Origin of the sequence: Terasakiella sp. 4MB5A (assembly GCF_050058155.1) — a bacterium.
GTDB lineage: Bacteria > Pseudomonadota > Alphaproteobacteria > Rhodospirillales > Terasakiellaceae > Terasakiella > Terasakiella halodenitrificans.
Map to the genome: position 1 here is coordinate 885,264 of NZ_CP188815.1, position 14,079 is coordinate 899,342.

The 14,079-nt window shown below is 47.2% G+C and carries 13 protein-coding genes; 10 read left to right on the forward strand and 3 right to left on the reverse strand.

The genetic code is table 11. From position 1 onward, the window contains the following. Window position 1: 1 nt before the first annotated feature. The gene (locus tag ACI0FF_RS04345) at window positions 2–511 is read right to left on the reverse strand and encodes an SH3 domain-containing protein (protein ID WP_419798904.1); all 510 of its coding nucleotides are present in this window, start codon (window positions 509–511) and stop codon (window positions 2–4) included. Window positions 512–666: 155 nt separating this feature from the next. Between ACI0FF_RS04345 and ACI0FF_RS04350 the strand changes: the two genes are divergently transcribed. Together ACI0FF_RS04350 and ACI0FF_RS04355 are read left to right on the forward strand one after the other, a co-directional pair. Then, window positions 667–1,653, forward strand: a complete 987-nt coding sequence (locus ACI0FF_RS04350) for a 2-hydroxyacid dehydrogenase (RefSeq protein ID WP_419798905.1) — start codon at window positions 667–669, stop codon at window positions 1,651–1,653. A 106-nt stretch (window positions 1,654–1,759) separates the two neighbouring features. Next, window positions 1,760–2,134 carry a hypothetical protein gene (locus tag ACI0FF_RS04355; protein WP_419798906.1) on the forward strand — a complete coding sequence of 125 codons (375 nt, stop codon included), beginning with the start codon at window positions 1,760–1,762 and terminating at the stop codon, window positions 2,132–2,134. Here ACI0FF_RS04355 and ACI0FF_RS04360 read toward each other — a convergent pair. Next, the gene (locus ACI0FF_RS04360; RefSeq protein ID WP_419798907.1) at window positions 2,109–2,669 is read right to left on the reverse strand and encodes a gamma-glutamylcyclotransferase; all 561 of its coding nucleotides are present in this window, start codon (window positions 2,667–2,669) and stop codon (window positions 2,109–2,111) included. The two genes, ACI0FF_RS04355 and ACI0FF_RS04360, sit on opposite strands and share 26 nt — an antisense overlap. Window positions 2,670–2,838: 169 nt before the next feature. Here ACI0FF_RS04360 and ACI0FF_RS04365 point away from each other — a divergent pair, with 169 nt between their 5' ends. The 8 genes from ACI0FF_RS04365 to ACI0FF_RS04400 all read left to right on the forward strand — a co-directional run bounded on the left by ACI0FF_RS04365 (window position 2,839) and on the right by ACI0FF_RS04400 (window position 12,986). After that, window positions 2,839–4,797 carry an acetoacetate--CoA ligase gene (locus ACI0FF_RS04365; protein WP_419798908.1) on the forward strand — a complete coding sequence of 653 codons (1,959 nt, stop codon included), beginning with the start codon at window positions 2,839–2,841 and terminating at the stop codon, window positions 4,795–4,797. 154 nt (window positions 4,798–4,951) lie between these two features. After that, window positions 4,952–6,094 carry an HD domain-containing phosphohydrolase gene (locus ACI0FF_RS04370; RefSeq protein WP_419798909.1) on the forward strand — a complete coding sequence of 381 codons (1,143 nt, stop codon included), beginning with the start codon at window positions 4,952–4,954 and terminating at the stop codon, window positions 6,092–6,094. A gap of 115 nt (window positions 6,095–6,209) precedes the next feature. Continuing rightward, on the forward strand, window positions 6,210–6,977 hold the full coding sequence (purC, locus tag ACI0FF_RS04375) for a phosphoribosylaminoimidazolesuccinocarboxamide synthase (RefSeq protein ID WP_188663193.1): 768 nt from the start codon (window positions 6,210–6,212) through the stop codon (window positions 6,975–6,977). Window positions 6,978–7,042: 65 nt separating this feature from the next. Next, window positions 7,043–7,282 (forward strand): phosphoribosylformylglycinamidine synthase subunit PurS, encoded by a 240-nt coding sequence (purS, locus tag ACI0FF_RS04380; protein WP_188663195.1) that lies wholly within the window; start codon window positions 7,043–7,045, stop codon window positions 7,280–7,282. Between the two features lie 64 nt (window positions 7,283–7,346). Continuing rightward, entirely contained in the window at window positions 7,347–8,036 is a 690-nt protein-coding gene (gene purQ, locus ACI0FF_RS04385; RefSeq protein WP_188663197.1) for a phosphoribosylformylglycinamidine synthase subunit PurQ, read from the forward strand. After that, entirely contained in the window at window positions 8,033–10,225 is a 2,193-nt protein-coding gene (gene purL, locus ACI0FF_RS04390; RefSeq protein ID WP_419798910.1) for a phosphoribosylformylglycinamidine synthase subunit PurL, read from the forward strand. Before purQ ends, purL begins: the two co-directional genes overlap by 4 nt. A gap of 142 nt (window positions 10,226–10,367) precedes the next feature. Beyond that, a complete protein-coding gene (locus ACI0FF_RS04395; RefSeq protein WP_419798911.1) occupies window positions 10,368–10,589 on the forward strand; it encodes a hypothetical protein in 222 nt (73 codons plus the stop codon). A 144-nt stretch (window positions 10,590–10,733) separates the two neighbouring features. Next, window positions 10,734–12,986, forward strand: coding sequence for an ATP-binding protein (locus ACI0FF_RS04400; protein ID WP_419798912.1), 2,253 nt, complete (start codon window positions 10,734–10,736; stop codon window positions 12,984–12,986). On the opposite strand, the gene ACI0FF_RS04405 is transcribed toward ACI0FF_RS04400, so the two are convergent. Continuing rightward, window positions 12,983–13,948: a glucosaminidase domain-containing protein gene (locus tag ACI0FF_RS04405; protein WP_419798913.1), complete on the reverse strand. Its 966-nt coding sequence runs from the start codon at window positions 13,946–13,948 to the stop codon at window positions 12,983–12,985. The two genes, ACI0FF_RS04400 and ACI0FF_RS04405, sit on opposite strands and share 4 nt — an antisense overlap. Between the last annotated feature and the right edge of the window lie 131 nt (window positions 13,949–14,079).

Below are 14,079 nucleotides of genomic sequence, written 5' to 3' on the forward strand. Positions count from 1 at the left end.
GTTATTTGAGACTTTCTTCGGAATAAACACCCCAGAATTCGGCTTTGCGTAACCAACCTTCATAACCGTCTGCATCGATTTTGCACCAGGTTGTGCCTTGCGGGCATTCAAGCAAGCGCGCGATGACGCCTTCTTCCAGTCGAGCCGAAGGCGAAGCGGATGTTTTGGGTTCGCGCCGTAATGTACGCAAATCCCCCATCACAATGATGCTGCGTTTGCCAGATAGCATGCCCTGATGGACCCAGCCTTGTGTGCCTTGCCAATCGCGAATTTTGCGCCATGTGTCATATTCGGCAACCACTTCAACTGGGAGGTTGCGTTTTTTATAAACCCATTCCACCGGATAACGCACGCCTGGTCCGGCGCGCAAATTCACCTCGCCTGCACGCAATGTCACAAAGCGAGGAAGGGGAAGGCCCGAGCCGCTTCTTGCCTGCGCAACCGCAGAAGAAACGCCCAATACGATGAGGCTTATCAGCAGAATTGAAGTCATAATTTTTTTGCTGGTCATGGTAAAAACGTTCTTTTGTCGAAAAAAAGGTGAAAAAGTTACGAGTCCACTGTACCAATGAAATAGTTGACGTATTATAAACGTTCTTGAAAAAAATTACCGGGGCCCTTAAAAATTGAGGGCAAATTAGAAAAAGTTCCCAGGGGAAGGAAACCATGGTTCAAAAAAAACCCGTTGTTGTCGTAACACGAAAATTACCGGATGCTGTCGAAACGCGCATGATGGAGCTGTTTGACGCCCGTCTTAATGTGGATGACACACCGATGAGCAAGACAGAATTAATCGAAGCGGTAAAAGAAGCCGATATCCTTGTTCCCACCCTGACGGATCGAATCGATGCTTCCGTTTTGGCTCAATCGGGCCCGAATCTGCGTTTGATCGCGAATTTTGGAACCGGGATCGATCATATTGACCTGAAATCTGCCCGCCAACGCGGCATTACCGTTTCCAATACGCCCGGCGTTTTGACGGAAGATACTGCAGATATGACAATGGCGCTCATTTTGGCTGTGCCGCGCCGTATTGTAGAAGGTGTGCAACTGATTGATGGTGACGAATGGGAAGGTTGGGCGCCAACTTCGATGCTTGGACATCGAATTAATGGTAAGCGCCTTGGAATTGTCGGGATGGGCCGGATCGGTCAGGCGGTTGCCCGCCGTGCGCAAGCCTTTGGCATGTCCATTCATTATCACAATCAGCACCGAGTTCACCCTGATTTGGAAAACGAATTGCAGGCGACTTATTGGGAAAGCCTGGATCAAATGTTGGCCCGTATGGATGTGATCTCTATTAACTGCCCGCACACACCGGCAACTTATCACCTGCTGTCGGCACGTCGTTTGAAGCTGATGCAAAAACATGCCTATATCATTAACACGGCGCGTGGTGAAGTCGTTGATGAACCCGCATTGATCCGTATGCTGGAAAAAGGCGAACTGGCAGGTGCCGGTTTGGATGTGTTTGAAAATGAACCGGCGATTAATCCGAAACTGCGTAAGATGAAAAATGTGGTCCTGTTGCCTCATATGGGCTCTGCCACCATCGAAGGGCGTTTGGATATGGGTGAAAAAGTCATCATCAATATGAAAACATTTATTGATGGTCATACGCCGCCGGACCGTGTGATCGATGCGTTCTATTGATCTCTATAAAATTTGATACCAGAAAAAGCCCTCTTCCACTGTGGAAGAGGGCTTTTTTTGTGAATAACAGTCCTAGTCCTCCCATATTATCAAGAGGAGAAAGAGGATGGAAGTGGTTTGTGTTGTAGCTTTTCATCATGCCGAAGAAGCCTTGGTTGCGCGTTCAAAATTGCAATTCTACGGGATTCCTGCCAGCTTTCCAGAAGAGCATTTTGTACGTTTTAAGTCCTTTTATGCACAAGGGGCGACATTGTGCCGTATTGAGGTGCCTGCCAGTTTTGTCGATGATGCGGTTTATTTGTTGAATGCAACAGATGATGTGGAACCGGAAGATTATGGCGATTTGAAAAAGGGGACGCTGCATTCACTTATTTTATGCATGGCGTTATTTATATACGGTCCAATTCATTTGATTTGGGTATTCGTTCCTCTGTTTCGCCACTTGATGAAAGGGGTTAAATCCCTGCGCCAGCCTCAATGATACCGGTGAGATATTCGACTTTTTTCAAAAGTTCGTGGAGATGGGGGTCTGCATAACCGTTGGCTTCAAGCTCGCGTACGCTATTGATGAGGTAGTCACGGTTCAAGCCAGTTTTGCCTTCTGCCTGCATAATAACCTCGGCGGATTTATCCAACCCCAAATCACCGGCGTAAAGCGCGTGACCCGGATCAGCGACGAAGGTGTAAGCCTCAATTTCTGTACCGCAGTCCAGTAAAACGGGTAAGGTTGCAGCCTGATAGGCATAGCCGCAAAGCTCACGTTCGGTCAGGTAGGCGACAACAGCATCTTTTTGATCAAGGCAGACGCGAAAGGCAACGCCGCGACAATCTGCATCTTTTTGCGGGTCCAGTCCTAAAACAAGTCCAGGCCGCTCTGGCGTTCCACGATAATAATGAGAATAGACGCAAAAAGATCGATTGTATCCGTGCAGGGTCGCGGGTTCCGCTTTTTCAAATGAAAAACCCGGTCGCCACATCAGTGACCCATAACCGAAAACCCAAAAATCTTTCTGCATTTAATTGATCCCCTTTCCCTCGGTCTTAAAGAGGGCGGAATGAAAAGGCAAGGTTAGAAAATGGTTTCAAAAGAAATCAAATATGATAATTTTACACTTCTTCAATTTCTGTCGGCGGATTTTCTGGTAACATACGTCCAAAATTTGATTTAACAGAGAGACCTTTAAAATGAACGCCTGCCTTTGGACCCCGTCTGCGGATCGTATCGATGCCTCAAACCTGAAAGCTTTTATGCAGCATGTAAATGAGAATTGGTCCGTTGATCTTCAAGATTACGATAGTTTGCATGCCTTTTCGGTTAACGAGCGGGAGAAATTCTGGACAAGCATTCGGGATTTTGCCGGACTAAAAGCCCAAACTTGGGGCGAGCGGGTTCTTGTAGATGGTGACAAGATGCCGGGGGCGCGGTTCTTCCCGGATGCAAAGATCAATTTTGCTGAGAACCTGTTGCGTAAAAACGATGGGTCTGAAGCACTGGTGTTCTGGGGTGAAGATAAGGTCAAGCGGTCCTTAAGCTGGCAAAGCCTGAATGAAGAAGTGTCCGTTTTTGCTCAAGCTTTGCGACATATGGGTGTGAAAAAAGGCGATCGTGTCTGTGCCTTTATGCCCAATATGCCGGAAACGATTGTTGCCATGCTGGCGGTGACCTCCATTGGGGCAACCTGGTCGTCCACTTCGCCGGATTTTGGTGTGAACGGGGTCTTGGACCGTTTTGGTCAAATTGAACCGACGGTTCTGGTTGCGGTTGAAAGCTATTACTACAACGGTAAATCACATGATTGCCTGCCAAAGGTTCAAGAAATTGTTGATCAACTGCCGACATTAGAACGCTGTGTCGTTGTGCCTTATACGCGCGAAAACCCAGATATTTCAGCCATCAATAAAGCTGTTCTTCTGGATGACTTTGTGGCTGATTTTGATCCGAAAGAAATCGAATTTGAATATGTCGATTTCAATCACCCGCTCTACATTATGTTTTCATCCGGCACGACAGGCAAACCGAAATGTATTGTGCATGGAACGGGCGGAACCCTGCTGAAACAGATCAGTGAACATCTGCTGCATTGTGATAATGGGGATGGGTCGCGTGTTTTCTATTTCACCACATGCGGTTGGATGATGTGGAACTGGTTGGTAGCAGGTTTGGCTGCCGGATCAACCTTGTTGCTTTATGATGGGTCGCCATTTTATCCGAGTGGAAACATTCTGTTTGATTTTGCTGATGCTGAAAACATGACCATGTTTGGCACGTCTGCAAAATATATTGATGCGTTGAATAAAGCCGATTTGAAGCCAAAAGAAACGCATGATCTATCCAGTGTTTTATCCATGACATCAACAGGTTCGCCTCTGGTCGCAGAAAGTTTTGATTATGTTTATAATGCAATCAAGGATGATTTGCATTTGGCCTCTATTTCAGGGGGAACGGATATTTTAGGGTGTTTTGTTCTAGGTAATCCGATTGCCCCGGTTTATCGCGGTGAAATTCAATGCCGCGCTTTGGGGATGGCGGTTGAAACATTTGATGATGATGGCAAGCCGATTACGGGTGATAAGGGTGAATTGGTTTGTACCAAAGCTTTCCCATCCATGCCGGTTGGGTTCTGGAATGACCCGGATAATGCACGTTACAAAGCCGCTTATTTTGAAAAGTACGATAACATCTGGTGCCACGGTGATTTTGTTTCGATTGATAAGGAAACGGGCGGGATTGTGATTTATGGTCGATCTGATGCAACCTTGAACCCGGGTGGCGTTCGTATTGGGACGGCTGAAATTTATCGCCAAGTTGAAGCTTTGCCTGAAATTCAGGAAAGTATCGTGATCGGTCAGGACTGGAAAGATGATGTCCGTGTTATCCTGTTTGTCGTTATGAAAGGGGATCACGTCTTAACTGAAGAATTGATTGCAACGATCAAATCTAAGGTGAAAACCGGCTGCACCCCGCGACATGTTCCGGCCAAGGTGATCCCGGTGAAAGATATTCCGCGCACAAAATCCGGTAAAATTACCGAATTGGCTGTACGTGATGTGGTTCATGGGCGAGAGGTCAAAAATAAAACGGCATTGGCAAATCCAGAAGCGCTTGATCTTTACAAAGGTGTCGCACAATTGCAGGAAGACTAACCAAACTCCACACCACGCCTTTAGAAGTGTCTTGCACTTATTAACTATAGGTTTATTGTTTTTTTTGTTGGAAAATTCTTTTTCTTATTCAAATGTAAAAGAGAAACCCTATATACTAATCTCTGAAAATAAAACTTAAAGGCGTGGTGTGGGTATGGACATGTCAACTCAGGAAGGAGCGGGAATTGCAAAAAGCAATAAGACCGATATCTTTCTTATTTCAGGCAATTCTAAGCATTTGCAGGATGTGAGCGAGGCGCTGAAATCTTTCTATATTGTGCATGCCTTTCATGATGCTTCGGCGATAACAGAAGCGCTGTATGCCTTTCATCCGACAGCCATTATTGTGGATGAGGAGTTGATGTCCGGTAGCGGCGGCCTGCGCTTTATTCAAAGTCTGCGAACTGTAAAGGCTTTGAGCATGATCCCGATTGTCTTTACCGCCCGCAAGGGGGCGCTGGAACAAATCAAGGCGAGCAAGACGATGCCCTTGGTGCGCACTTTGGTGAAACCCTACCTGTTCAGCGCCTTGTTGAAGGCGATTTCCGATCAGGTGAACGCACATGTCGAGTCGCAATGGGAAACTTTGCAGCCGATGCAGAAAGCCGCGCTGGAAAATACATTGTCGTCTTTTAATTCGGTCGCAGACCTGATCGCAGAAGGAAAACCCTTACCTTATAACGATATTCAGGATAGTTGCACGCCTTTGGTCTCAGCCATTCAAAGCGGCAGTTATAAAGAGTTACTGGCCGGGGTGAAAGGCCATGACAACTATTCTTACGTCCACTCTTTACGTGTTGCGACCTTCTTGACTCTGTTTGGTGATTTCTTGGGAATCAAAGGGGATGACATGAAAATTTTGGCGACCGGTGGTGTTTTACACGATGTGGGGAAAATGATGATCCCGCATCAGGTGCTTAATAAACCGGGTAAATTGAATGATGATGAATTGGTTGTCATGCGCTCTCATGTGACTGAAACCATCAGTTTTTTGGAAAACACCCACGGCATTCCACGCGGTGTTGCGATTATCGCAGGTCAGCACCATGAAAAAATTGATGGAACGGGTTACCCTTATGGCCTAAAGGGGAAAGAGCTGAACGAGCTGGCGCGAATGGCGTGTATTATTGATATTTTCAGCGCTTTGACGGATCGGCGTTGTTATAAAGATCCCATGACCCCGGTGGAAGCCATGAAGATTATGGAAGGTATGGGCGATGGCCATTTGGATCGTCATTTTCTCACCTCTTTCAAAGAGCTTCTGCTGGATGCGGCAAGCGAAGGCGATTTGCATTAGAGCTTGAGCCAGAATAACCTTAAGATAATTCAAAATTGCCGTCTTCTACCATTGCCCCACGCGTTGAGTCCTGCTATAGGAAGGCCACATTTTCCATAAAGCAGGATTGATTGCCATGGCACGTCGTCGCCAGATTTATGAAGGCAAGGCAAAGGTACTTTTTGAAGGACCGGAACCGGGGACCATTGTTCAGTATTTCAAGGATGATGCGACTGCGTTTAACGCAGAAAAAAAAGGCACCATCACAGGTAAAGGCGTTTTGAACAACCGCATTACCGAATATGTCTTTACCAAACTCGCCGATCTTGGCATTCCGACCCATTTCATTCGCCGTTTGAATATGCGCGAACAACTGGTACGCCAGTGTGAGATTGTGCCGTTGGAAGTTGTCGTGCGCAACATCGCAACCGGATCTTTGACCAAACGTCTGGGTATTCAGGAAGGAACGCGTCTGCCGCGATCCATCGTTGAATATTATTACAAGGACGATGCGCTGGGTGACCCGCTTGTGTCAGAAGAGCACATCACCGCATTTGGTTGGGCCAACCCGATGGAACTTGATGAAATGACAGGCATGGCCCTGCGCATCAATGATTTCCTGTCCGGTATGTTTGCTGCAATCGGTATTCAGCTTGTTGATTTTAAAGTCGAGTTCGGTCGTATTTACGAACAGGATCAGGTTCGCCTGATTTTGGCGGATGAATTCAGCCCGGATAACTGCCGCCTGTGGGATGCCGAAACCGGCGAGAAGATGGATAAAGACCGTTTCCGTCAGGACCTTGGCGGGGTGGGCGAAGCCTATCAGGAAGTGGCGCGCCGCCTTGGGATTGAGCCGGAAGGCGATGGCCCGGGCGACCATAAAGGCCCAGATACCGTTCAATAATTTACCCAAGGGTTTCGCACCGATCGTGCGGGACCCTTCTTTCGTTCAGATGAAGGAAAAGCACAGTGAAAGCTAAAGTCCACGTGACCCTTAAAAATGGCGTACTCGATCCGCAAGGAAAAGCGGTTGAGCATGCACTTGGTACCCTCGGTTTTGCCGGTGTTGGCGAAGTTCGTATCGGTAAATATATCGAACTGGAACTTACGGACGCGGCAGAAAAGTCCAAAGAAAATATCGAAAACATGTGTAAGCAACTGCTGGCAAACACAGTGATCGAAAACTTTGACGTTGAAATCGTCGAGTAAGAGACTGACGTCACCCGCAACAGGTTGCGGGACCGAGTGACAATGAAGGGAAAGGGGTCTTTCAATGAAAGCCGCCGTAATCGTTTTTCCGGGTTCAAACTGTGACCGTGATATGATGGTCGGGATTGAACATTCCTTGGGCCGCAAGCCCGAGATGGTCTGGCATAAAGAAACAGAATTGCCGGACGTTGATTTTATCGCTGTACCGGGCGGGTTCTCCTATGGGGATTATCTGCGTTGTGGCGCGATGTCCGCCCACTCACCGATCATGCGCGAAGTGGTGAAAAAAGCCAATCAGGGCGTACGCGTTCTGGGCGTGTGCAACGGTTTCCAAATCTTGACCGAAGCTGGCCTTTTGCCGGGTGTTCTGATGCGTAACGCCAAGCTGCGTTTCATCTGTAAAGATGTCCATCTGAAAGTGGAAAACGCCGAAACGGAATTTACCAATAAATACAGTGCCGGGCAGGCAATTCGCGTACCTGTGGCCCATCACGATGGCAATTTCTTTGCCGATGATGAAACATTGGCGGCCCTTGAAGGTAATGGGCAAGTTGCGTTCCGTTACTGTGATGCGGCGGGCAATGTAACCGATGAAGCCAACATCAATGGATCGCGAAACAATATCGCGGGTATTTTGAACGAAAAGAAAAACGTGCTCGGTATGATGCCGCACCCGGAACGCCTGTGTGATACACAGTTGGGCGGGACAGACGGCAAGCCGATGTTTGATGCACTTGTGGAGGCGCTGTCATGAGCGAGATCACACCGGAAATCGTAGCTGAACACGGCCTGTCTGCGGACGAATGGAAGCTCTGCCTTGAGATCATGGGGCGTGAGCCGAACCTGAACGAGTTGGGCATTTTCTCCGTCATGTGGTCGGAGCATTGTTCCTATAAGTCCTCTAAAAAATGGCTAAAAACCTTACCGACCGAAGCGCCGTGGGTCATTTGCGGGCCGGGTGAAAACGCCGGTATCATTGATATCGGTGATAATCAGGCCATTATTTTCAAAATGGAATCGCATAACCACCCATCCTATATCGAACCCTATCAGGGTGCGGCAACCGGGATCGGCGGTATTTTGCGCGATGTTTTCACAATGGGTGCGCGTCCCATTTGTAACCTGAATGCGCTGCGTTTTGGTGAACCTGACCATGAAAAAACCCGTCACCTTGTGTCCGGTGTGGTCGAAGGGATCGGTGGGTATGGCAACTGCGTTGGCGTACCGACAGTTGCTGGCGAATGTGAATTCCACAAATCCTATAACGGTAACAACCTTGTTAATGCGATGGCTGTTGGTTTGGCGGATGCGGATAACATCTTCTATTCAGCTGCTGCAGGTGTGGGCAATCCGGTTGTCTATTTCGGTTCCAAAACAGGCCGTGACGGTATTCACGGTGCGACAATGGCGTCCGCTGAATTTACTGAAGACAGCGAAGAAAAACGTCCTACCGTACAGGTTGGTGATCCGTTTACCGAAAAACTGTTGATCGAAGCGACACTGGAATTGATGAAGACAGGTTCTATCGTTGCCATTCAGGATATGGGTGCGGCAGGTCTGACATCTTCATCTTTTGAAATGGCGTCGAAAGGCGGCGTGGGCGTGGAACTGGAACTTGACCAGGTTCCTATGCGCGAAGAAGGCATGACACCGTACGAACTGATGCTTTCAGAATCACAGGAACGTATGCTGGTGATCCTGAAACCGGGGATGGAAGATATCGCCAAGGCCGTGATGGATAAATGGGACCTTGAATTTGCCGTGATTGGTAAACTGACCGATACAGGCAACATGGTTCTGAAATGGAACGGTGAAGTCGTTGGTGATCTACCGATTGATCCACTGGCGCTTGCATCCCCTGAATATGACCGTCCGTGGGTGAAAACCGAACGTCCAGCAGAAGTTAAGGCCGCTGATGTGGAAAGCAATGTGGGCCGTATTGATGCGCTTAAGACTTTGATTTCCCATCCTAACATGGCGTCTAAACGCTGGATTTGGGAACAGTACGACCATATGGTTATGGGCGATACTGTGGGCCGTCCGGGTGGGGATAGCGCGCTTGTCCGTGTACATGGCACCAACAAAGGTGTTGCGGTGACATCGGATTGTACGCCGCGTTATTGTTATCAGGACCCGTTTGAAGGCGGCAAACAGATTGTTGCGGAAACGTATCGTAACATCACGGCTGTGGGCGCTGTTCCGATGGCGGTGACCGATAACCTGAACTTTGGCAACCCGGAACGCCCGGAAATTATGGGCCAGATTGTCGGTTGTATCGAAGGGATCGGCGAAGCTTGCCGCACGTTGAACTATCCGATCGTGTCCGGTAACGTTTCTTTATATAACGAAACCAACGGCACTGGCATTTTGCCGACCCCGACTTTGGGCGCTGTTGGTTTGATCCAGAATATTGACGATGCGGCCAGCGTTGCCTTCAAAAAAGAAGGTCAGGCGATTGTCGTTCTGGGTGAGACAACAGGCTGGTTGGGTGCATCACGTTATCTGGAAGTTCTGTGTGGTCGTGAAGAAGGCGCGCCGCCGCCAGTTGATCTGGACCAAGAACTCAAAACAGGCAACTTCGTTCGCGAACAAATTCTGGCAGGTGTTAAAACATGCCATGATATTTCAGACGGTGGTCTGGCGGTTGCACTGGCGGAAATGGCAATGGCAGGCAACATCGGTTGCAGCGTTGACATCCCGGCAAACGTGGATCAGGCCTATGCATGGCTGTTTGGTGAAGACCAAGGCCGCTACATCGTTACAATCGATGCCGACAAAGCGGGTGAGTTTGTGATCAAAGCAGGCGAAGCCGGCGTGGTTGCCAATATCATCGGTCAAACCGGTGGATCAGACGTGGTACTGGGTGGTGAAAGCGTTAGCGTCGCCGACCTGAAAGACCTGCACGAAAGCTGGATGCCGGATTATATGGCTGCTGGCGAATAAGCTGGTTTTAACTGATACCTAAAGAAAAAAGGTCTCTGCTTTATTGGCAGGGACCTTTTGTTATTGGAACGATTTCAACACCTCTTGCCGCCCGAAGGAAAACACCATAAGCTTTTTGATAATTAAAACGGGAGGTGTAGATATGTTTATTACCATTGAGACGCAGGAAAAGAAGTATATGTTGAATGCGCTGGATATTAGTTATATCGAACCGGTGCAGACGGCGGTGTTTACAGGGGTGCGGGTGTTTATGCGCACGAAAAAACCGGGTAGTGATTATCCGGTAACTTTTGAAGCCAAAGGCACATTGGAAGAGATAACAGAGCAATTAGAGATAGCGGCAGATCGTCACCGGTTCGGCTGAAACTACGGGTTATGCTTTATTTATACTTTCTTTCTTGTCGGGAGTTGCCATACTCTGGGAGAAGATTGTAACGAACGTGATGCTTAACCATCCGTTGGTGTTTTTTAGAAAGAGCCTTGCCCTCCTCAGAAAGCCTTTATTCTTATGAGTTTAAGCAACAAAAAAGTCTTTGCGTTTATTACCGTCTGTATTTTTATTGCAGATGCGTTGTTTGTTGCGATTAACTACTACAATGACCGTGAAAATTTAGAAGATGATCTGAGATATGAAAGCAAGCAGTATCAAACGGGGTTTGATGTTGCTTTGACGATGACGATGGTCAATATGTCGCAATTGGCGACCTATGTGGCCAATGATCCCCGTATTCAAAAAATATTTGCCTTGGCGGCAGAGAGTTTCCGCCGTGAAGAAGCCCTGCCTGAGAAGACGATGAGCGAGAAGTGGCGCGCTACTCTTTACGAGCAGGTGGCGAACAGTTGGGCGGAAATGAAAAAACGCTTTTACGTGCGCCAACTGCATTTCCATGTGCCCCCCGATATCAGTTTGTTGCGGGTGCATCGTCCTGGAAAATGGGGAGATGACCTTTCACCACTTCGTTACATGATCGTGGATGTGGTGAAAGATCAACAGCCAACGCAAGGGTTTGAACTGGGAAGGGTCTATGCGGGTATTCGTGGGGCGGTGCCAATTTATGCGCCATCAACACCTGATGAACAGGGGGGCTTTATTGGTGTGTTGGAGGCCGGAACGTCATTTTCCGAGATTGTCGGGACTTTGCAACGTCAAATCGGTGCGAATATTGCTGTTTTGCTGAATGGAAAGCGGGTGTCCAGCGTCAAATGGAAAACAGGTACGGGCGGGGCCCATGCTGAAACATGTGCTTGTTTTATTGAAGCGACCTCTAGTGATAGAGTGTCTGATATACTGGATCAAATTGCCCCGGAATCTTTTGCCCCTGCCGATCCGTTTACATTACAGACTCATATCGTCTTGTTGGATAAAGAACGTTATATGCTGACCAGTTTTGGATTGCGCGATTATATTGGTGTGCGTGATCAGCATGAGGAACCTGTCGGTCGTATTTTAATGTGGTCGAAGGTCGAACATAAATTTGATACGCTTTATAAAAATACACAAACCAATGTTGTTTATGCCGTTTTTGGTTTTCTGTTTATTGAAATCTTGATTTTCTTTGGTTTGCGTTCTGTCCAAGTCCATTTGAAAGAGCAAGTCAAACGCCAAGCCGGTGAAATTACTATTCTTTTGGAGAAAACATTGGCAGCAAGCCGAGCTAAAAGTGAATTCCTCGCCAATATCAGTCATGAGTTAAGAACACCGATGATGGGGATTAAAGGTGGGCTGGAGTTATTGAAAAATAACCGGTCACTGGATCAGGAAGGGCAGCAAAATTTGCAATTTCTGGATAATTCCGCCAATGCGATGATGTCATTGGTAGATGATGTCCTTGATCTGTCCAAGATCGAAGCCGGTAAAATGCATATACATGCCATGCCGGTTCAACCTTATGTGCAATGTCGCGATATATGTGATGTGTTTCGGGCCAGTGCAACTGAAAAGGGGCTGGTTCTGAACTTTACCTCTGTTGTGGAAGAAAATGACTGGTATATGCTGGATGGCTTAAGGTTCCGGCAAGTTCTTTCAAACCTGATCAATAATGCGATTAAATTTACGGAAGAAGGATCGGTTGAGGTTCAACTTGATATTCACAAAGGCGATGTTTATGACCGATTGAATGTGAATGTTATGGATACCGGAATTGGCCTCTCTGAAGAGCAACTGAAACGGATATTTGAACGTTTTACGCAGGCGGATGGTTCGACAACGAAGAAATATGGCGGCAGTGGCCTCGGCTTAGCCATTTCTCAGGAATTAACAACCCTTCTGGGAGGGGAGCTCACGGTCCAAAGTGAGCCTGAAAAAGGAAGTTGTTTTGCCTTTTTCCTGCCCGTAATACGCTGTGAAGAACCGCATACACCGATTAATGAAAGATCCGACTTACCGCCTCTGCATATTTTATTGGCAGAAGATAATCTGATAAATCAGAAAGTGTTGATGGCGATGTTGTCGCAGCATAAACATAATGTAGATCTTGCTGAAAATGGCAAGGTTGCCGTGCAACGTGCGCAAAAAAAGCAATATGACGTTATTTTGATGGACGTTCACATGCCGGTTATGGATGGAGTTGCGGCAACACAATGCATTCGCGAGAATGAAGGCTGCAATCAGGACAGCTTAATCATTGCGTTCACAGCAGATGCCATTGATGAACATGCGAAAGAGTTTATCCAGAAGGGATTTGACGATGTTATTGTGAAGCCGGTCAAATATGACGTTCTGGAAAGCAAGATTAAGAATGCTTTAAATAACCGGAATTAATGATCCAACTTGGCATTTTGGATAACAAACGGTTGGTCCAGACGTGTCAATTTGTTGTGATCAATCACAAGGTGTAGCTCCTCAATATAGGCGTGTTGACGTTCAGAATAGGAAAGAAGGCCTTGGGCCAGCTTTCGACCATTTAATGGTTGATTATTTTGACGCATTTTTGCACGCATGTTTCGAAAATCCTGATAGGCCGCATGTGTATTTAAATTCAGCATATAGGAAGCAACACTGTCGTATACCGTGTCGAAGGCTTCGACTTTGACGTCATGGTCCGGCTCCAAGCCCGCTGGCTGCAAGCCATGTTCCAAGGATGTGGTATGTTCACCGAAAAGGGCGTTTCCTTGTGCGGCAAAACGGGATGTCCCCCAACCGCTTTCAAGGGCGGCCTGTGCAAGGGCGAGTGAGGCAGGAATTTCATCAATGCGCATCAGGAGATTTTCAAAAGTTGCTTCACCACCATACCTTTGCGCGAGTGCTTCCAGCTTGTCTTGTACATCTTGGGGATAAGGGGGCGTTCCCTTTGTTTTTGCCTGAAGCGCGATTAAGTGGCGACGTTCTTCAAGCAAGGTTGCATTAACGGCTTGGATCGGTAACAGGACAAAACCTAAAAATGTTTTTTTGCGTTCCTCAACATCTTTAATCTCTGCAAAATCATCCGGGACTTGTTTGGGTAAGAAGGCAGGCGGGCTATGTTGTGCCGCTAAAACATGGTCAATGTCGGTATCTGCATTTTTATAAAGATTTTGGATGTCTTTATAGCTTGGTGTTGTAATTTGAATAACATGATCAGCAGGAGTATTGCCCCGATTTACAAGGGGGCTGTTTAAGACAAGCTGGTGCTGTGTCCCTGTATGGCTATTATTGGCAATGTCACAAGAAGAAATAAGTAAGGACAGACCAATAACGGCAAATATGATATTTTTGTTTTTCTTATTTAAGAAAGTGTAGGTCATAATAAAAATGTTTACTCCTTGCTATGGGAAACATTTTTATTATGAGTTTATTGAAGGTTTTGTCTGTGATGCGCTTCACATACTATATTTATGTTATTGTTTTCAATGATGAAATTGTTGTTTATTCACCC